Source organism: Chitinophaga polysaccharea (assembly GCF_902150045.1).
Classification (GTDB): Bacteria; Bacteroidota; Bacteroidia; order Chitinophagales; family Chitinophagaceae; genus Chitinophaga; species Chitinophaga polysaccharea_A.
Genome location: NZ_CABFVU010000001.1, coordinates 413,701 through 433,718, shown reverse-complemented (window position 1 = coordinate 433,718; position 20,018 = coordinate 413,701). Strand labels below are relative to the sequence as shown.

The following is a 20,018-nucleotide window of genomic DNA, read 5'->3' as shown; positions in this document are numbered from 1 at the left end:
AATGTGCCCAGAACTGGATTCGAACCAGCACACCCTTGCAGGCGCTGCGACCTGAACACAGTGCGTCTACCAATTTCGCCATCTGGGCAACTGATATCGTGTCAGGGGGTGCAAAGATAAGCAGCTAAAATATTTTACCAAATTTTTTTAGTAATTATTTGAAACACCCGTAGGCATTTTCCAAATGCGATAAGTCGCATTCGAGGGAAGCCCGGTCCCAATGCCCTGTATTGGCGGCCGCTTCGTAGGTAGACTGCATAAACGCAAGCAACGTCTCCTCCGGGTCCGGCGATTGTTGCACCACCTCGTAAGGCAGCATAAATTCCCCCATCTCCTGGCTGTAAAAAGCACCGGCAGGTTGAACCGCCTGCTCAGAAAAGGTGGGCGTAACAGGATAACAGTAAGCATAAAATACTGCATGGGGGTATTGCTCACTGCCCGGCCAGAACCCGCAGGAGCTTACTTCTTTGGAATACGCTTCCTGCATAACTGCTGCCGGCATATTGGGAGCTTCGCCCTGGTGGGGTGGCGCATCCCTGCCGGAAAACCGTGTTACCGCCAGGTCAAAGGCGCCCCAAAAAAAATGCACAGGGCTGCATTTACCGGTAAAGCGGGTCCTGAACCGTGTAAAAACATTATGGATCTTCACCAGCGCCTGCCAGAAATCTTCCATTTTCTGCGCATTATAAGACCGGTGTATTTCATCCTTCTCAAATGGAATAGCGTCCGCTATTTCGCTGGGCAGGGTATAAATACTCACATCAATATCCAGGGCTTTTAACTTTTCAAAGAGTGCCTGGTAAAAGTCGGCCACAGTTCGGGGGCGCAATTCCACCGCTTCTTTTCTGCCGGTGCTGGTGCTGATCAGCAGCTGATGCTGCATGAAGTTAAAATCGATCTGGAAAATACCATGCTGATAAGGCACCGTACCGGTGCTAAGCCCATCGGGGCTTACATACAGTGTAACATGCCAGGAGTGATTCAGCCAGGGCATTTTCCGGAGCCGGATCTTACCCACTATCTGTGTCCACAGATGAACGGTGGCCAGGGTATCTTTCCAGTCATCATAATTTATTACAGGCCATTTGTCTGTTAGCTGCGCGGTTGTTTGCATAGTGAATAGTTGAAGGATGAGAGTAGCTTCCAGGTAAAAAATAACAAACGGAATCACAGAATGTTCCGGGAAACTTTTCCCAAGCGCCTTATCTTAACAGATAACAAGGGATATTTTCAGGATTGCAAAAAGTGATAAAAAAAGGTGACGGATCGTAAGACGCATCACCTTTTTTATACTAAACGGGCTGAATTACTCTACCCAATAAGTTAAGGTTACAACAATATAACCATCGGGCCCTACATCGCCGCTGCTAAGGGTAACTGTGCTGGACACAGCTCCTTCCCAGTTGCCAGGATAAGCGCCAAAAGTGTAAGTACCTGCCGGAAGGTTTTCAAATTTGTCTTCATTTTCCTGTCCGCCTGGATAGTAATAAACACCTGTTGCTACATTTTTCGCCCAGTAACCACGTAAACCTGTGCCGCCAGTAACCGGCGCACCGTAAATGTCTACCAGTTGTATACGCACATTATATTCCGTTTGCACTTTGTTTAGGGCTTCATTACTGATGTTGTTGCCGGGAGCTGTTGGGGTAGCATTACTCTGAAGAAAGAACAGTGCGGATAGAGCGCTTAAAACGATTGCTTTTCTCATGGGTTAAAATTTAATTGTTAGGTTTTCAAATGAATATTTAAGTTAGAACATTATGGCGGGATGCAATAAAATTTTATTGTTAAGTGAGAGTGCTCTACAGCTGAATGGGTTTGTAAGCGCCTGCTGCATCCCTGATCTTTTCAGCGAGGGTAATTAATTCATCCCTGTTCAGTTTTTCCATCACCTGTTTTTTATAGGAAGATGATCAAATGTAGGAATATTTTTTCCGCACCTTAATGGCTTTGTAACTATCTCTCCCCAAAAAAAACTAAAATGATAAAGAAATATTTGGGTAACTCAAAAGTTACGTATTATGGCAGACACTATCAGGCATACATTTTTCTTTGCCCATCCACCGGAAGCAGTTTGGTCGTACCTCACAACACCTGAACTGATGGCGCAATGGCTGATGAAGAATGATTTTCAGCCCATTCTCGGATATGATTTCCAGTTCCAGACAAACCCAATACCCAACCTCAATTTAGACGGCATTTTCCATTGTCGTGTATTGGAAATTGTTCCTCTCAAAAAATTATCTTACTCCTGGAAAGGAGGCCCCGGAGATGGAAAGTTTACACTTGATTCCATGGTGATATGGAAACTACAGGCCAAAGATGACGGCACGGAACTCTTCCTGGAGCACAGTGGTTTCTCTATGCCGGAAAACCTGCCTATCTACAACGGAATGACAGATGGCTGGATCAAGAAACTGCACAAAGTGGCTGAACTTATAAACGCTGCAAATCATGACACAACCAATACTTGATGTATTCCAGGTAATTGCCGACCCAAGCAGGAGAAAAATGTTAGGCCTGCTTTCAAAAGACAGTCTGACTATTAACAGCCTGGCAGAAAATTTTGACATGAGCCGCCCCGCGGTGTCAAAACATATTAAAATACTGCATTCCGCGGGCTTTATTTCTATCCACGACATTGGCCGGGAACGGTATTGTACACTGAAACAGGACGGGTTCAAAGAATTACAGGAATGGATCTCCCACTTTGATAAATTCTGGGCATCGAAACTGAAAACACTGGAAATGCTCCTGAATAACAAAATCTCAAAAAAATAAATTAGTATACCATGGCAACACTAACTACCCATGAGATAGCCGCCCGGTTCGATGAGCTCGCACGGCAGGAAAAATGGTTTGATATCCAGGATGAGTTTTTTGCTGATAACGTAAAAAGCGTAGATCCCCCGCACTCCCGTATTTCGGGTATGCCGAAGGCAAAGCAGCTGTTCGTAAAAAAGGGGAGGACTTTGTGAAAAGAATTACAGAAGTACACCATGCTTACACCACCCAACCTGTTGTAGGCGGTAATTATTTTTCTGTAGGCCGCGTTACAGATCTTACTGTGGAAGGTTTGGGACGGGTGAAAATTGATCAGATCATGTTGTATGAAGTGAAAGACGGGCAGATTGTGCTGGAACAGTTTTTTTATTAGAAGCAGGGTGATTTTTATATGTTACCGGTTCCGGGAAGCCTATGTTTCCGGAACCGGTAATTCTTAATTGCGTTACACTTCTACCGCCTTGCTCACTTTACGATACACAAACTCATGGTAAATATGCCTGCGGCAAAAACGTCCGGGTGTATCAGAGTTGATCAGTTTAGTGTACAACGTTTTGGGAACGTCAAAATATTCGTAGCTGCTGCCATCTTCAAACTGAAGCTGGAGCGTTTGTTTCTGGTAAGAAAAATCCACAAGGGTAGAAGCTGAAATAGTAGCCGTATAATCTGGTAAAGCGGCAGCAATGGTTTCCGGCGCAATGCTCACTAAAAAGTGATAGGCTTCTATCAGCTCTTTACTTTTAGCCTCCGCTTCCTGCTTTTGCTCTTCAGCCAGGCCTTCAAATTTGTCAGGATGCCACTCTTTCATGAAATTCCTGTAAATCGATTTTAATTCTTTTACTTCAGTAGTTTTGGTAACCCCCAATAACTTCCTGTAATCAACTATTTTACTCATAATGTATTTATTCAAAAAATAAACAGGCTGATCATTATGAGCAGGCTACCATTTATCTTACCCGAAAGCGCGCAAAGTTACACATTTTTAAGCGCGTGGCAAGGATTTATTTGCCCCCTGCCGGGAGAGGGTTTGGGCCGTATACACATCTTATATGTATAAAATCACCTATTTTACTGCTTCGAAAAACCGTTTTATGAGATTATTGCTATTGTTAACCACGTTGCTGTATTGTTTACCCGGCCACTGCCAGCAACTGGACTCATTGAAATACCCTAATGGCTGGCTGTATTATCATACATATGGAAAAGGCACTCCCGTGATCGTGCTATCAGGCGGTCCGGGCAACTCCTGTCTGCAACAGGAAGAAGTGGCTATTGAGCTGGGAAAGCACTACCGCGCTATTCTGCCGGAACAGCGGGGTACGGGCCTGTCTATTCCTGTGCCGTTCGATTCCACTACTATCAACCTGGAGGAGGCCGTGGCCGACATTCAGCGGCTGCTGCAAAAGGAAGGCATCTCCAGGGCTGTTATTTATGGCCACTCCTGGGGCGCTATGCTGGCCATGAGCTTTGCTGCGGCTCACCCGGAAAAGGTAAAGGCGCTGGTGCTCGCCAACCCCGGCTATTACAAGTTTTCGGCCGATTTTATGACTACGCATATGAATAACCTGAGGGCAAGGCTGGGCGTATCGGACCTGGAAATAATGGAATCGCTGAATAAAAAGATGGAAGCAGGTAAGGCAGATGGAAAGGACAGTGCGTTATTTAACCGTACAGTGCGACTGGCATACATTTACAACAAGGTGGATATCGACAGCCTCATGGCGAAAATTTATATAGCCAAACCGAATGTCCGTATGCAAACCCTGATGGTAACAGACCTTCAGCGGGTACATTTTGATCTCAGCAAAAACCTGCCGCGATATAAAGGCCCCATTACCGTAATCGGCAGCCGCCAGGACCCGCTGGCCTTTTATACTTATGAGCTGCAAATCATCCGCCCGGATATACAACTGCACTGGATCCAGGCAGCAGGGCATTTCCCGATGTTTGAACAACCCGCTGCGTTTAACCAGGTATTGGAAAAGGTAATGACTGCCGCCGTTACACATCCATAAATTCCCAGGCGCTCTGGTAGGCATTTTGGTGCTCTGCATAGCTGATAAAGCCGGCATAGAACGCCAGCTGGGAAAGCGTGCCGCTGTCGCCTATCACCACCAGTTTTTTGCGCGCCCTGGTCATAGCTACGTTCATCCGCCGGATATCTGATAAAAAGCCGATTTTATTTTCCGTGTTGCTGCGCGTCATGCTGATGTACACAATATCGCGTTCCTGTCCCTGGAAACTGTCAATGGTGTTCACGGAAATCCTGCCAGCATAAGGTTGCAGCAAGGGTGAGTGCTGCAGTTGTTCTTTCAGCAGTTGTATTTGTTGTTTGTAGGGAGATATAACCGCCACCGAAGGAAAGTTGTTCGGCTGGTAATGCGCTTCCAGTGCGGTAACCAGCTGGGTAAGATGTTTGAAAACGAAAACAGCTTCCTCCGGATTGGTGGTGCTGGTGCCATCGGCCTGCTCATCAAAACCACAGCCGGCGGTATCTATAAAGCTGAGGGGGCTGTCGCCGGAAAACAACAGGTGTCCGGCAACAGATGCATGCGCCTTTAATTTGTTTTCATAAAAGATACCGGATGAATATCCCATGATAGTGGTGTGCATGCGGTACTGTTCTTCCAGCAGCGTTACGCTCTCCGGGTGCAGGGCGGTACATTTTTCCAGCAGGGTGGTGCTAAGGCCGTTACGGGCAGCTTCATCTGATTTAATGGTGGGTGGCAGCTGGCAATGGTCACCGGCCAGGATCACCTTCTCCGCTTTCAGGATAGGGATCCAGCAGGCGGGTTCCAGCGCCTGCCCCGCTTCATCTATTACCACTGTGTGGTACTTCAGGTTTTTAACGGTATAGTGATTGGCGCCTACCAGGGTGGCCGTGATCACCTGTGCTTTGGAGATCAGGTCGTCAATAATATACTGCTCTGTATTGCCCACTTCTTTCATGATCTTGCGGGCCTCGTCGAACAGGGCTTTACGTTGTTCCCTTTCCGCTTTACCAAAATTGCGTTTGTATTTATGGGCCATATCGCGGAATTCATTGGCCTGTTTTTTCAGGCGTTTGATTTCTTTGATACTGGAATGTTCAGATATTTTACTGTCGAGCGTAAGCGCTGTAAGCCGCTCCGACACACGCGCGGGGTTACCTACCCGCAATACGTTCAGGCCTTCGTCCGACAGCTTTTCGCTGAGCAGGTCCACTGCTGCATTGCTGGGCGCTACCACCAGTATTTGTTGCCCGTCCTGTTTGATCAGCGCCTTCACAGCCTGCACAAGGGTAGTGGTTTTTCCCGTTCCCGGAGGGCCATGCACAATAGCCAGGTCGCCGGCTGCTAATATTTTATTGACAGCCGATTGCTGTGAGGCATTCAGCGAAGGATTTACATAGGGGGTAATATCAGGATAGAATACGGGTTTTTTCTGCCCGGTAAGGATCTGTATCAATCTTCCTTCCTGTGCTTTATCCTGCAGGGCATCCGCCTGTTTAAGGGCGTTTTGCATTTCATCGTAGCTGTTATCATCAAAAAGCAGGTCAATGCCCAGCTTGCCATCACTGGCCCATTCCGGCAGTTCATCGGTACGCAGGGTGATTTTCAGCCGGTTGCCGCCCTGGTAGGTAATGGTGCCGTCAAGATGGTCCTGCTTGGGATCGTGATTGGAAAATAAAGTAGCGGCAGCTCCAAACCGCAGCTGATGCGGCAGGTCCTGGTGAGTGGTACGTTCCACTTCCACGGTGAGGTAATCGCCCCGGCTCATTTCTGATCCCCTGATGGCAATCGGGTACCAGGTGAGGCCATTAGCCCTGCGGTCTGCCACAGACGTGGATGCTGTCATTTGCTTATACGATCTCTGGTCTTCTTCCCGCTCTGTTTTCAGTAACTCAAGCTGCTTTTTGAAATAATCCATGGCGCAAAGGTAAGTTGTTCCCGAATTGTCGCAATCAACCATGAAGAATGTCGTATTCGACCAGTAGCAATAAGCGCAAATCCCGGTAAGTTTGTATCGTTAATCAATCAAAATAAAAAACAAAAAAACCACTGTATATGGAAGCGCAAACACTTTATATGAGCACAAAAAATCCTTCTAAAGCCGCCAATGTTACCGGCTGGGTAATCACCATCCTGTGTGTACTTTTTCTCCTGGTTGATGCCATTATGAAAGTCATCAAAAATATTTATTCCATGGAAGGTAGCGTAAAGCTGGGCTGGCCTGCAGAACAGGTGCAGGGCATTGGCTTCGTGTTGCTGATCGCTACCATTCTATACGCCATTCCCCGCACGGCAGTGCTGGGCGCAATATTGATCAGCTGCTACCTTGGCGGTGCCGTGGCTATCATGTCAAGGATAAACGAGCCTTACTATTTCCCGGTGGTATTCGGTATCCTGGTTTGGGTAAGCCTTTTCCTGCGTATCCCGGCGCTGCGGGCAGTTTTCCCGGTACAAAGCCAGCGGGCTTAACTGATAATACCTCAATAAGTATCGCTATATAAAATGAAAAAGCCTTTGTATTGCCTTGCGGTACAAGGGCTTTTTGCCTGCCGGAAAAAGTGTTTCAAAAAAAGATGGCCGGCACATAGGGGAACAGCAGATGCCATGCGTCCACCATATAGAAGAACGATCATCATGGAACTACCAGTTAAACTTAAAAAATATTTGCTTACAGCCTGTTTGGCTGCAGTTACCACTTTTACCGTACAGGCACAGCATAGTAACAGCTCCGGCAGGAAACAGGCGGCCCCGCTTCCCGTCATTCATACAGATTCCCTCGTGAGGCCCTGGCAATGGCGCCAGTACCTGCAAACGGTAAGCGACAGCACCGGCGGCAGGAGCTCCACATATGGAACATATCCATCTCAGCACCGGCATACGGTAACGCATAACTGGGAAGCAACACCCGCTTTCCGCTGGAATGATATAGCCAGTATTACGGCTATAGCGTTGCTGGGTTATTTTATGTCGCGCTAGAAGAACAGCCGGTGAAAATGCAATGCCTACATGCGTTCAGGAAACGCATCTTTTTAACCCGCCCCATGTTTTTGCTGACCCGCCCGATGGCACCAGGCATCCCCATTCATGGTCCATTGCGGATCCTGCTGGTTGTATGGAATGGCTAAAGTAACAAGGTTGCTATTTTTATCATGTTAATGAATGTCTTATCTATAGAAAATCGTTTTATTTAAGTGTTGGAACATAAATAATCGGTTTATTATTATGATAATTGATATTTTTTTTGTTTGTTTATGTTTATAACATCTGAATAAGAGAAAATATTGAATATAATAAAAAAATATAATCAATCAGATGAATCTGCCATATTAGCCTTATTGAAAGAAGGTGATATGGGTGCTTATGAGGCCATTTACAATGAATACTGGCCCCGCTTATACGGATATGTTTACAACAGGTTAAAGAGTAAAGAGGTAGCGGAAGAGATCATCCAGGAGGTTTTTTTCTCTCTCTGGAAAAAACATACAGAACTGCAACTCACGCATTCGCTTGCCGCCTATCTGTTCACTGCTGTAAAATACCAGCTGCTCAATTATCTCAAATCAGACCGCATTCGCAGGATCTATATCAGCAATCTTACACCTGAACAGCAGTCCGATAATTCCAACGAAGAGCATATAGCCGCAACGGATCTGAAAAATACCATGGAGAAAGAAGTATCCCGCCTGCCGGAAAAATGCCAGCAGGTATTCAGGATGAGCCGTCATGAGCACCTTTCCATTACCGACATTGCCAACACGCTGAACATCTCGCATAAAACAGTGGAAAACCACCTCACCAAAGCACTCCGGCAATTGCGGATGGTGCTGGGCCATCATTTGTTTATTATCCTCCTGCTTATCGGGCAATAATTTTTTTTAAGACGTAGGTGTTACTGTTTTCCTGGTGTACTTATCTATAGGGACACTAATCCCGGCCTGATTAAATACAAGTGTGAAAAACTGATGAACAACCAGGAACTTAAAAATTTAATCGAGAAATACCTGAATGGCACGCTGGCACCCTCAGAAGCAGCGCAGTTGGAGCAGTGGCTGGATACAACCGGCGATGAACATGCTTTTGACGCCATGCCTGAAGCTGAAAAAGAAACCGCCAGGAAGGAAGGGTACAACCGCCTGGTACAGCGTATCAATAAACACCGGCAGCCTGTTGTTATAAAGAACAGGTTCCGTTACTGGAAAGCCGCCGCATGTATTGCGGGTATTGCAGTGGCGGGCGCGCTGTTCAGAAAGCCAATGCTGGATGTGGTGGCGCCTCATCGCCTGGTATCGCTGCAAAGCACGCCTGGCAGCCCAAAGAAACATATCCTGTCCGACGGCTCGATCGTATGGCTTAAAGGAAACAGCAAACTGGTATTCCCCGCAGGCTTTGGAGCCGGTAACCGTGAAGTAGTATTACAGGGGGAAGCCCTTTTTGAAATTGCAAAAGATCCGCAACATCCTTTCCTGGTGAAGTGTGGACCACTTATCACCACCGTACTGGGCACCAGTTTCAATATACGGGAAACAGGGAAGGAAACACAGGTAACCCTGCTCACCGGGAAAATTGCACTCAGCGCACCACAGTCGGCGCCATTAGTATTGTACCCGGAGCAACAGGCTGTTTACTCATCAACGGCTACGGCTATACGGAAAAAAGAAGAAGGGGCACTGCCTTTCAGCGACATCACAAAAGGCACAGAGTATGATATGGCATTCAATGATGCCACCATGCAACAGGTCCTGAAACGGATAGAAGATAAATTTGAAGTAAACATACAACTGCAGGATGCAGTGATCAACTCAAATCTAATCACGGCAGATTTTACTGACCAGTCTTTACAACACACGATGGAGATGATCAGCCAGGCGCTCAACCTGGACTTCGGGATCAAAGGAAAAACTATTTTACTCAAACAAAAAAAGTGAAAAATGAACTTGTTATCAACCACAATCAAATCAAGTCAGATGCAAACGATCAACATGATGGCTAACATCAATTCCAATTAAAAAGCCGGCGGGGTGACAGCCCCGCCAGCTTATGATGAATAGCCCTGCTTATCACCGCGTGACAGCGCGGTAAGGGAATTCCTTTGTCTAATTCTTTCCGAAATCTAACAAAGTACAAGGTCTATGCTCATAAATCTAAAAACAAATGCCTTCCTGTCCAAATGCAAAAAAATAACCACCTTTAACCTGGCCGCCGGCCTGTTGCTCTATGGCATCGCTTCCCCTGTGCCAGGGCATGCACAGGGAGTGCTCGACAGGAAAATATCGCTGCAGGCAGATGATATGAGCCTGAAAGGTGTGCTTAACCAGATCCACAGCAAAGCGGAAGTAAAATTTGTATATAGCTCCAGTCATATCGCGCTCGACCGGAAAGTATCTGCAAAAGCCGACCAGGAAGCGCTCGGTAAAGTGTTAGGGCGACTGCTCGGCGGCCTCGAAATCGGGTTTGTAGTGAACGATGATTATATTATCCTCACAGAAAATGACGCCAACGCAAAACGTGCTGCCGGCACAGACCTTACCGCTATCCTTCCGGCAGATATCATAGTGAAAGGAAAAATACTGGGCGAAACAGGCGACCCCTTTCCCGGTGCTACCATTATGGAGAAAGGAACTGCCAACGGCGTTACCTCCGCGGGCGACGGTACCTTTTCCCTTAAGGTAAAAGAAGGCGCTACCCTCGTGATCACCGCTATAGGCTATACTATCACGGAAGTAAAAGCATCTGATGCAGGTATCGTACGACTGAAAGCCGCCGTAAAACAATTGCAGGATTTCGTGGTAACCGCCGCAGGGATTGCCCGCCAGAAGAACAGCCTGGGTTATTCAGTAAGCACTGTTACCTCCGATAAAGTAGCCCAGAAATCAGAACCGGACCCGGTAAGGGCCCTCACCGGTAAAGTGGCGGGTGTGAATATCCAGTCTGCCGGCGGCGTGGCAGGAGGCGGTACCAATATCACCATCCGCGGTAACTCCTCGCTCAATGGAAACAACCAGCCCTTGTTTGTGGTGGATGGTGTTCCTTTCGACAACTCCAGCTTCGCCAATGTGGGCGCTACTACGGTAGGCGGCGCAGGCGTTACCAACCGCGCATTTGATCTTGATCCGAATAATATTCAAACCATGACGGTGCTGAAAGGCGCTGCTGCTGCAGCTTTGTATGGATCAAGAGCGGCTAACGGCGCTATCATTATCACCACCAAAGCCGGTAAAAAGAAAAGCCGCAAAGGCACAGAAATTACTTACAACACGGGCTACTCGGTGGAACAGGTATCCGGCCTGCCCGAGTATCAGACCAAATACGGACAGGGTACCAACAACGACTACCGTCAGGGGGTATACGCTTCCTGGGGCCAGCCCTTTGAAGGAGTGAAAAGTATCCTGCCTACACGCGCTACCATACCGCATCAGCTCACCCGGCAGTTCTCTTCGGCAGTGTTCCCGCAGTTCTATGAGGCCGATGGTGTAACGCCTATCCAGGTGCCGTATAAATCGTACGCAAAAGAAAATGTTAAGAACTTTTTCAGACAGGGCAGCGTGTACGAAAATGCCATTACTATTTCCTCCGGCAACGAAAAAGGTAACTTTAACGCTGGCTTCTCCAATACCAAAAATAAAGGAGTGGTGCCCGGCAATGAGATCAGCCGCACCTCTGTTAACATCGGTGGGAACATCCGGCTGGAAAATAAGTTCTACGCCAGCGGCGCTATCAACTATGTTACCACCCGGCAAAAAACACCGCCGGTAGGAGGACTTACAGGTTCTATCATGTCTACCCTCATGTACGTGCCTACCAGCTACGACCTCACCAACTATCCATACGAGAACCCGATAGACGGTAGTAACGTATACGACTATACGGGAGTGGACAACCCTTACTGGTCAGTAAAGCACAGCCCGTCTACAAGCGATGTGGACAGGTATTACGGTAACCTGGTACTGGGATTTGATCCCCTTCCATGGCTGAATGTGCAGAACACCATCGGTTTCAACGCTTATACCGACAGACGCATGAGCGTGCGTGGAAAAGGCAGTTCCTCTTATCCCAACGGAAGCATCACATCAGATAATATTTACCGCCAGGAACTGGATAACACCCTGCTGGTAACCGCCACCAAACCTCTTACATCAGATATATCCCTGCGTGCTATTCTCGGTAATAACGTGAACCAGCGGCTAACAGACAGGAAAGCATTTTATGGCGACAATATCATTGTAGCCGATCTTATAGACATGAACAACACCAGCTCTGTAACGCCGATACAACTTATCAATAACAGGAACATCCTGAAACAGCGCTACTACGCCTTCTTTACAGATATCACCTTTGATTATAAAAATTTTGCCTCCCTCAACTTTGTAGGACGTAATGATATTTCCTCTACACTGCCCGCTAATAACAGGAGTTATTTCTACGGCGGGGTAAACGGATCACTGGTGTTCACAGAAGCGCTGCACCTGCCCAAAGAAGTACTTAACTTCGGTAAAGTAAGGGCCGGTTATACCAGAGTGGGTAATGAAGCTTCGCCTTACCAGACACAGAATTTTTACCAGATCAATCCTGTTCTCGGCGCCACCACTACACCGGCCAATGTAGGATTGCCTTTCACGCCACAGGGCGGCAGTGTGTATAACGTGGTAACCCAGGCCAACCTGCTCACCAACGCCAACCTGAAACCGGAGTTCATTACGGAACTGGAACTGGGTACAGAGCTGCAGTTCTTTCATAATCGTATAGGCGTTGACTTTACCTGGTATAATAAGAAAAGTACCTCGCAGATCTTCGAGGTAACAGCAGCGCCTTCATCAGGTTATACCACCCAGATACTCAACCTCGGTGAAGCCACCAATAAAGGTGTGGAAATAGGACTGAACGCAGCGCCCCTGCAATCCAATAATGGGCTCAACTGGGACATCTCTGCCAACTTCACGCGCAACCGGAACATTATCCGCGACCTTGGCGGGTACGAGCGCTTCAGTTACGGCGGTACCAACGGCACCAGCAGCGTGCATGTGGTAGGACAGCCCTACGGGCTTATCCAGGGAACGGCCTACGCACGCGACGATGAAGGGAATGTACTGATAGATCCCAACACGGGTAAACCGCTCATCTCCGGCGCACTTAAAGCCATTGGTAATCCTAATCCCGATTTTATGGTGGGCATTACCAACACATTCCGCTTCCGCAGTTTTTCACTGAATATCCTGTTCGACTGGAAACAAGGTGGGCAACTATACTCGCGCACGGTAGCGGAAATGCTGTCCCGTGGCGTTACGCGCGACATGGAGAACCGTGAGTTCACCATTGTGTCGCCGGGTGTTTTGGGAGATATTAATACACAAACGCCACTGCTCGACGATAAGGGCAACAAGATCCCGAATAATGTGGCGCTGTCTTTTGAAGATCATTTTTTCAGCGGAAGCATGGGGCCTGGCAATGGTGGTATCAACGAAGGATCCGTATTTGATGCCACCGTGTTCCGCCTGCGTGAAATTGCACTGGGATACGAGCTACCAAAAAACTTTTTGGGTAAAACGCCCTTCGGTTCTGCCTTCATTTCTGTTACCGGCCGTAACCTCTGGTACAGCGCTCCCAACTTCCCGAAGTATACCAATTTCGATCCGGAAGTAAGCTCACTGGGCGTGGGCAACTCACAGGGATATGATAACCTTGCCGTACCTACTACCCGCCGCTTTGGTGTAAACCTGAAATGTTCTTTCTGATCATAAAACCTGATATGATGATGGCACTGAAAAATATTATAATCGCGCTGGCAGGTGTGCTGCTTGTAACCGGCTGTAAGAAGTTTGTAGATATCAATACAGATCCCAACAATCCCACCACTGCACAGTTGTCTTTATTGCTGCCTGCTACCGAGGTATCTATGGCAGCTAATATGTACCAGCTGAACAGCGGCACCGCTACGTTCATGCAGTACACTGTTTTCTCCTCCGGCCTGAGCAGGCTGCAGCAGCAGGGCACCAGCTTCAACGATTCCTGGGATGGCTTTTATACACAAACGCTGAATGATATTGAATCAGTGATAAAATCAGGCACGGCCCAGGAACAATGGGGATATGTAGCTATCGCCAAACTGGAGAAAGCATACCTCGTAAGCCTGATGGTAGACATGTGGGGCGATATCCCTTACTCACAATCACAGAAAGGCCAGGAAACCGTAAGCCCTCCGTTTGAAAAAGGTGCAGATATTTATGAGGATCTTTTGAAGATGATCGACGAAGCAGCTGCCGATGCTGCTAAGGTTTCTGCTGCTACGTTGGTACCTGCGTCGTCGGACCTGTTATACGGCGGGCTTAAAAGCTCCTGGCTTATGATGGCAGGCTCCCTGAAATTAAAGCTCTACAACCAGATCCGCCTGGTGAACCCGGAACGATCGGCCACCGCTATTAAAGCGCTGATTGCCGATCCTGTGGCACTGATCAATACCAACGCAATGGATTTTACTTTCCGGTTCGGCCCCGGTCAGAATCCCAACAACAGGCATCCCTGGCATCGCTCGGAATACCAGGGCAGCAAAACGTTTTATATGAGCCAGTCGCTCATCGATCTTTTGTTTAACAACGATGACCCCAGGCTCCGTTATTATATCATGCGGCAAAACGCTACTGCAGGGTTAAACAACTCGGCTAACAGCAATGGCTACTACGGCCGTAACCCCGGCGATGGTACCGCTGCTCCCGCCGATCTGAACCGGCGCTCTACTTTCGGGATCTATCCCGCCGGTGGATTGTACGACAATGCGCCGGTGAACAACATACCCGCGGGCAATAAATATCTCACTAATACCAATGCTACCGGCGCTCTTAAAGTGGTAGGCCCCACCGATGGCACCGGCGCAGGCATCATGCCCATGATCACCAATGCGATGGTGAAGTTTATCCGTGCGGAAGCGGCCCTTACACTCAATACCGGCGACGACGCCCGGCAGGCTTTTAAAGATGGCATTACTGCCCATCTGAACAGCCTGAGCACTTACGCGGCAGCCAACGGAGGCATTCCTTTGCCTGCTGCTACCATCACCGGTTTTACTGATGATCTACTGGTAAAATATGATGCGGCTACGAATGCGGGAAAACTGGAACTGGTAATGACGCAGAAATACATCGCACAGTATGGTAACGGTATGGAAGCGTATAACGATTACCGCCGTACGGGGTTACCTGTTCTGCGCACGCCGTTGTCGCCGCTCAATACTTTCCCGCTGCGCCTGTACTATTCTGAAACGGAGCTTACGGCCAACACCAGCCTGGGCAATGATGCCAGCCGCCTGCAGGTGGCACAGCAAACAACACCGGTGTTCTGGGATAAATAAGGAAAATAATTACGGGGACTAAAATCATCATTATGAAACATTATATAGTAATCATATTACTTATTGCATCAGTCGCATTCTCCTGTAAAAAGGTGAAGTACGAATGGGAGGGATATACCTATACCGCCGTACCGGTAGTAACGATAGATACTACCAAAACAGCCCTGCCAACGCGGCAGGCCGGCAAGGTGGCCTTCTTTAACCTGAAAGACCCAGATGTGGCTGCGCAGGAGTTTGCTTTTACGCTCAGCTGGGAAGGATTCGGAAAAGAAACAGTTACCTCTATTGAAGTATATACCAGTTATAACAAAGCCGAAACAAGCGTACCTGCGTACCCGTTAGTGATCTCTTCTCCCGGTAACCAATATACGAACATCGCACAGTTTCCGCTGCCCAGCATAGTAGGTACCAACGATCATTTATATGAAACGGTAACTGCCTTTCCAAAAACGTATTCCTTTACAGCGGCGCAATTGGCGGTATTGAATAAGGTAAGTCTTTCAAATGTGGCCGTAAACGATTACTTTTTGTTCAAATTTATCCTCAACCTGGCCGATGGCCGAAGGATCGTTACCTTTTTCAACAATATCTGCGATGAGGCAAGAGGCGAACCAGGCGACTGCCGTGTAGGCGTGAGGTTTAAAAAACAATAGAAAACCCGTTTGATCAACCGAAACTGATAACCCGTATGAATAAACGATTTTACTGCCTGCTGCTCCTGTTGCTTACTGTCGTTGCCATTGCATGGGCGCAGCAGCTGCCATCTCCCAAAGAACATTTTGGTTTTAATATCGGGGATGATTATAAACTGGCCAACTATACACAAACTGCAGCTTACTTTAAAAAGCTGTCGGCCTCACCCCGTACCAAACTGGTAGACATAGGGCTTACGGAAGAAGGCCGGCACCAGTATATGCTCATTGTATCTTCCCCGGAAAATATAAAACGGCTGGAACGGTATAAAACTATCTCACAGCAACTGGCACGGGCAGAAGGGCTTACAGATCAGCAGGCCCGTGAACTGGCTGCAGAAGGTAAGTCCGTCATCTGGATCGATGGCGGCTTGCATGCCACTGAAGTAGTTGGTACGCATCAGCTCATCGAAACCATGTGGCAGCTGGTGAGCCGCACCGACCCGGAAACCATGAACATCCTCGATAATGATATTATCCTTTTAACACATGCCAATCCTGATGGGCAGGAACTGGTGTCCGACTGGTACATGCGGGAGCCCGATACCAGCAAAAGGGCCACTAACATACCAAGGCTATACGAAAAATATGTTGGCCATGATAACAACCGCGACTTTTACATGATGAACATGAAGGAAAGCCAGAACATCAGCCGGCAGCTGTTTGTGGAATGGCTCCCGCAGATCATGTATAATCATCACCAGCGAGGCCCCGCCGGATCTGTATTGGCTGGTCCTCCGTACAGGGATCCCTTCAATCATGTATTTGATCCGCTGATCGTAACCAGTATCGATGCAGTGGGAGCAGCCATGAACAACCGCCTTAATGTAGAGGGGAAGCCCGGCTACACCCAACGTGCAGGTTCGCAGTTTTCCACCTGGTGGAACGGGGGCCTACGTACTACCCCCTATTTTCATAATATGGTAGGAATCCTTACTGAAATAATTGGCGGCCCCACACCGGAAAATGTGCCGCTGGTGCCGGAGCGCCTTATCCCCAACGGGGCCACGCCTAATCCTGTAACGCCCCAGCGATGGCACTTCCGGCAGTCGATCGATTACTCGGTGTCGCTTAACTACGCCGTGCTCGACTATGCCTCCCGCTATCGCAGCGAACTGCTGTTTAATATTTACCGCATGGGCAGCAATGCAATTGAAAGAGGTAGCCGGGACAACTGGACCTTCTATCCCAGCTATATCGACAGTATAAAACTGGCCAATAAGAACAGTAAAAAATCCGAACCCGGCACAGAAGGAGAGGGTGGTGGCGAATTCTCCTTCGGCCGGGAGGATACTGTATCGGTAAAGTATTACGATGCGGTGCTGAAAGACCCCGTGCGCCGGGATGCCCGCGGGTACATTATTCCCGCGGATCAGCCGGATTTCCCTACCGCTGTAAAATTTATCAACGCCCTTATTCAATCAGGCATAGCGGTGCAGAAAGCCACGGCGGCGTTTACAGTAGCAGGCAAACAATATCCGGCCGGCTCCTACATTGTAAAAACCAGCCAGGCTTTTCGCCCGCATGTAATAGACATGTTTGAGCCCCAGGATCATCCGAACGATTTTCAATATGAAGGCGGTCCGCCGATACGCCCCTACGATGCTGCAGGATGGACGCTTGCCTTCCAGATGGGCGTGCAGTTCGACCGTATGCAGGAGCCCTTCAGCGGCCCCTTTGAGAAACTGCCCTATGGCAGCCTGCAATCTCCACCCAAACAGGAAGTGGCCACCGGTAAAGGCTACCTGGTAGACGCCCGCATCAACAATGCCTTCATTGTAGTGAACGACCTGCTGAAAGCCGGTGTGAAAGTATTCCGTTTACCCGCCGGCGTTAAAGGGGCAGGTAGTTTCTATATACCTTCCTCAGCAAAAGCCCGCGAAGTGCTGGTAAAAGATGCGGCGGAATTTGGTATACCCGTTACCGTTAGTGACAACAAACCCTCCGGGCTAACGTCCATATCACCTTTGCGTATCGGGATATGGAACAACTATGGAGGATCTATTCCGGCCGGCTGGATCAGCTGGCTCATGGAACAATATCATTTCCCTTACCGGTTCGTGTATACTTCCGCCATCGACAGCGGGAAGCTTCGCAGCAAATACGATATGATCATTTTTGCAACCGGCGCCATACCTGATACCGGTAAGCCAAAGAAAGCACGCAGCGGCTACGAGAGCAAACCACCCAAACCGGAAGAACTACCGGCTGAATACCGTGGCTGGTTAGGGAAAATTACAGCAGATACTTCCATTCCGCAGCTGAAAACATTCCTGGAGGAAGGTGGCCGCATCGTTACCATCGGCAGCAGCACCAACCTTGCCTATCACCTGCAGCTGCCGGTGCAGAATGCATTGGTGGAGAAGAACAGCAAAAACGAATGGAAGCCCCTCAGCGGCACCAGGTACTATATTCCGGGTAGCCTGTTGATGGCAGATATTGATACTACCGCCCCGGAAACCTTTGGTATGGCTGCAAGGAATGATGTGTACTTTGAGCGCAGCCCCGTTTTTAAACTGAGCGCAACCCGCGATACTGCCAGCATTAAAAAACTGATGTGGTTTTCAGATGATAAGCCGCTGCATAGCGGGTGGGCCTGGGGACAGCAGTATCTCAAAAACGGTATTGCGGCATTTACAGTGCCCGTAGGCAAAGGCAAACTATATGCCTTCGGGCCGGAGATCACCTTCCGTGGTCAGTCTCACAGCACTTTTAAATTACTGTTTAATCAATTGTATAAATAACCTATGAGGCAGCAAATCATTTTTGGCAGTATGTTGTGTTGCCTGGCTTTGCCGGCGGCAGCGCAGCAGGATAAGAGCAAATCGGCCATGATCACTTACCTGGATCAGCATACGGCCAGTTACGATACCATCGCAAAAAAGATCTGGAGCTATGCGGAACCGGGTTACCTGGAAGAAAAAAGCTCGGCGTTGCTGCAGACAACTTTACAGCAACAGGGCTTTACAGTGAAAGCTGGTATTGCCGGTATTCCTACCGCATTTGAAGCCAGCTATGGCAGCGGTGAGCCAGTAATAGCCATCCTGGCGGAATATGATGCATTGCCGGGCTTATCGCAGGAAGCGATGCCGGAAAAGCATCCTGTGCACGACGGCGCCCCGGGGCACGGATGTGGGCACAACCTGTTCGGAACGGCTTCGGTGGCTGCTGCGGTAAGTGTGAAAAACTGGCTGCAGTCCAGCGGTGCAAAAGGAACCATTCGTTTGTATGGTTGTCCTGCCGAAGAAGGCGGTTCCGGCAAAGTATACATGGTAAGGGAAGGATTATTTAACGATGTAAGCGCAGTGTTGCACTGGCATCCCGGGAACCAGAACTCCGCAGCAGTAGCGCCCTGGCTGGCGAATAAGAATGCAAAGTTCAGGTTCTATGGCACCTCGGCCCATGCATCGGGAGCTCCTGAAAAAGGCCGCTCCGCCCTCGATGGCGTGGAGGCAATGGATTATATGGTGAATATGATGCGGGAACATGTGCCTTCTACCACCCGTATTCACTACGTGATCACCAAAGGAGGAGATGCGCCTAACGTGGTACCGGCATTTGCTGAAGTATACTATTATGTAAGACATCCCGAAATGAAAGTAGTGAAAAGCGTGTGGGAACGGCTGGTGAAATGCGCGGAAGGCGCCGCCCTGGGAACCGGCACCCGTATGGATTACGAGGTGATAGGGGGAGTGTATAACATGCTGCCCAATATTACATTGTCGCAGGTAATGGATAAGAACCTGCACCAGGTGGGCGGTTTCCGTTATACGCCGGAAGAAAAGGATTTTGCGAAGAAGATCCAGTCCACTTTTGTAGAAAAAGATAACACGCCCGATCCCGATACCGTCACTTCCCGCGTGAGCCCTTTTGTGGTGATCAAAGATGCAGGCGGCGCTTCTTCCGATGTAGCGGATGTAAGCTGGATAGCGCCTACCGCTGGTATTGTAACCGCTACTTTTGTACCCGGATCTTCGGGTCATAGCTGGCAGAACGTAGCCGCCGCCGGTAGCAGTATTGGTGTGAAGGGAATGATGGTAGCGGCCAAAACAATGGCCCTCACTGCTTACGATTTGTTTAAAAGCCCCGAAACCCTGAAAGCGGCAAAAGAAGAACTGGGGAAAAGACAGGGAACCGGGTTCAAATATGAAGCCATGCTGGGCGATAGAAAACCGGCACTGGATTACCGTAAATAATTCAATCAGTAAACGC

At 48.6% G+C, this 20,018-nt stretch carries 16 protein-coding genes, 1 tRNA gene and 1 pseudogene; 13 read left to right on the top strand and 5 right to left on the bottom strand.

All coding sequences use genetic code 11. The features are described 5' to 3' along the window. Positions 1-4 precede the first annotated feature (4 nt). From FN124_RS01790 to FN124_RS01780, 3 genes are all read right to left on the bottom strand, one after another. Positions 5-88 (bottom strand) — tRNA-Leu (locus tag FN124_RS01790). A 66-nt stretch (positions 89-154) separates the two neighbouring features. Then, positions 155-1,114, bottom strand: a complete 960-nt coding sequence (locus FN124_RS01785; RefSeq protein WP_142683083.1) for a DUF5996 family protein — start codon at positions 1,112-1,114, stop codon at positions 155-157. A gap of 192 nt (positions 1,115-1,306) precedes the next feature. Beyond that, positions 1,307-1,708 carry a hypothetical protein gene (locus FN124_RS01780; protein ID WP_142683082.1) on the bottom strand — a complete coding sequence of 134 codons (402 nt, stop codon included), beginning with the start codon at positions 1,706-1,708 and terminating at the stop codon, positions 1,307-1,309. A gap of 313 nt (positions 1,709-2,021) precedes the next feature. On the opposite strand from FN124_RS01780, the gene FN124_RS01775 reads away from it, so the two are divergent. The 3 genes and pseudogenes from FN124_RS01775 to FN124_RS31690 all read left to right on the top strand — a co-directional run bounded on the left by FN124_RS01775 (position 2,022) and on the right by FN124_RS31690 (position 3,157). After that, positions 2,022-2,474 (top strand): SRPBCC family protein, encoded by a 453-nt coding sequence (locus tag FN124_RS01775; RefSeq protein WP_142683081.1) that lies wholly within the window; start codon positions 2,022-2,024, stop codon positions 2,472-2,474. Next, a complete protein-coding gene (locus FN124_RS01770) occupies positions 2,455-2,781 on the top strand; it encodes an ArsR/SmtB family transcription factor (protein WP_142683080.1) in 327 nt (108 codons plus the stop codon). The genes FN124_RS01775 and FN124_RS01770 overlap by 20 nt, the downstream gene beginning before the upstream one ends. 11 nt (positions 2,782-2,792) lie before the next feature. Beyond that, positions 2,793-3,157 (top strand): annotated as a pseudogene (locus FN124_RS31690) (SnoaL-like domain-containing protein). Positions 3,158-3,229: 72 nt separating this feature from the next. Here FN124_RS31690 and FN124_RS01760 read toward each other — a convergent pair. Further along, the gene (locus tag FN124_RS01760; protein ID WP_142683079.1) at positions 3,230-3,679 is read right to left on the bottom strand and encodes a KTSC domain-containing protein; all 450 of its coding nucleotides are present in this window, start codon (positions 3,677-3,679) and stop codon (positions 3,230-3,232) included. Between the two features lie 196 nt (positions 3,680-3,875). Here FN124_RS01760 and FN124_RS01755 point away from each other — a divergent pair, with 196 nt between their 5' ends. Then, a complete protein-coding gene (locus tag FN124_RS01755) occupies positions 3,876-4,799 on the top strand; it encodes an alpha/beta fold hydrolase (RefSeq protein WP_185937054.1) in 924 nt (307 codons plus the stop codon). Here FN124_RS01755 and FN124_RS01750 read toward each other — a convergent pair. Beyond that, positions 4,786-6,693, bottom strand: coding sequence for an AAA domain-containing protein (locus FN124_RS01750; RefSeq protein ID WP_142683077.1), 1,908 nt, complete (start codon positions 6,691-6,693; stop codon positions 4,786-4,788). The genes FN124_RS01755 and FN124_RS01750 overlap by 14 nt on opposite strands. A gap of 137 nt (positions 6,694-6,830) precedes the next feature. On the opposite strand from FN124_RS01750, the gene FN124_RS01745 reads away from it, so the two are divergent. From FN124_RS01745 to FN124_RS01705, 9 genes are all read left to right on the top strand, one after another. Then, the gene (locus tag FN124_RS01745; RefSeq protein WP_142683076.1) at positions 6,831-7,244 is read left to right on the top strand and encodes a DoxX family protein; all 414 of its coding nucleotides are present in this window, start codon (positions 6,831-6,833) and stop codon (positions 7,242-7,244) included. A 165-nt stretch (positions 7,245-7,409) separates the two neighbouring features. Further along, positions 7,410-7,751, top strand: a complete 342-nt coding sequence (locus FN124_RS01740; protein WP_142683075.1) for a hypothetical protein — start codon at positions 7,410-7,412, stop codon at positions 7,749-7,751. A gap of 305 nt (positions 7,752-8,056) precedes the next feature. Next, positions 8,057-8,644 carry an RNA polymerase sigma-70 factor gene (locus tag FN124_RS01735; protein ID WP_142683074.1) on the top strand — a complete coding sequence of 196 codons (588 nt, stop codon included), beginning with the start codon at positions 8,057-8,059 and terminating at the stop codon, positions 8,642-8,644. Between the two features lie 93 nt (positions 8,645-8,737). Beyond that, on the top strand, positions 8,738-9,700 hold the full coding sequence (locus tag FN124_RS01730; RefSeq protein ID WP_142683073.1) for a FecR domain-containing protein: 963 nt from the start codon (positions 8,738-8,740) through the stop codon (positions 9,698-9,700). Positions 9,701-9,904: 204 nt separating this feature from the next. Then, positions 9,905-13,504, top strand: a complete 3,600-nt coding sequence (locus FN124_RS01725) for a SusC/RagA family TonB-linked outer membrane protein (protein ID WP_142683072.1) — start codon at positions 9,905-9,907, stop codon at positions 13,502-13,504. 17 nt (positions 13,505-13,521) lie between these two features. Then, the gene (locus FN124_RS01720) at positions 13,522-15,114 is read left to right on the top strand and encodes a SusD/RagB family nutrient-binding outer membrane lipoprotein (protein WP_260607298.1); all 1,593 of its coding nucleotides are present in this window, start codon (positions 13,522-13,524) and stop codon (positions 15,112-15,114) included. 32 nt (positions 15,115-15,146) lie between these two features. Further along, positions 15,147-15,767: a hypothetical protein gene (locus FN124_RS01715; protein WP_142683071.1), complete on the top strand. Its 621-nt coding sequence runs from the start codon at positions 15,147-15,149 to the stop codon at positions 15,765-15,767. 35 nt (positions 15,768-15,802) lie between these two features. Next, positions 15,803-18,550, top strand: coding sequence for a M14 family metallopeptidase (locus FN124_RS01710; RefSeq protein WP_142683070.1), 2,748 nt, complete (start codon positions 15,803-15,805; stop codon positions 18,548-18,550). A 3-nt stretch (positions 18,551-18,553) separates the two neighbouring features. Further along, positions 18,554-20,002, top strand: coding sequence for an amidohydrolase (locus FN124_RS01705; RefSeq protein ID WP_142683069.1), 1,449 nt, complete (start codon positions 18,554-18,556; stop codon positions 20,000-20,002). The last annotated feature ends 16 nt before the right edge of the window (positions 20,003-20,018 follow it).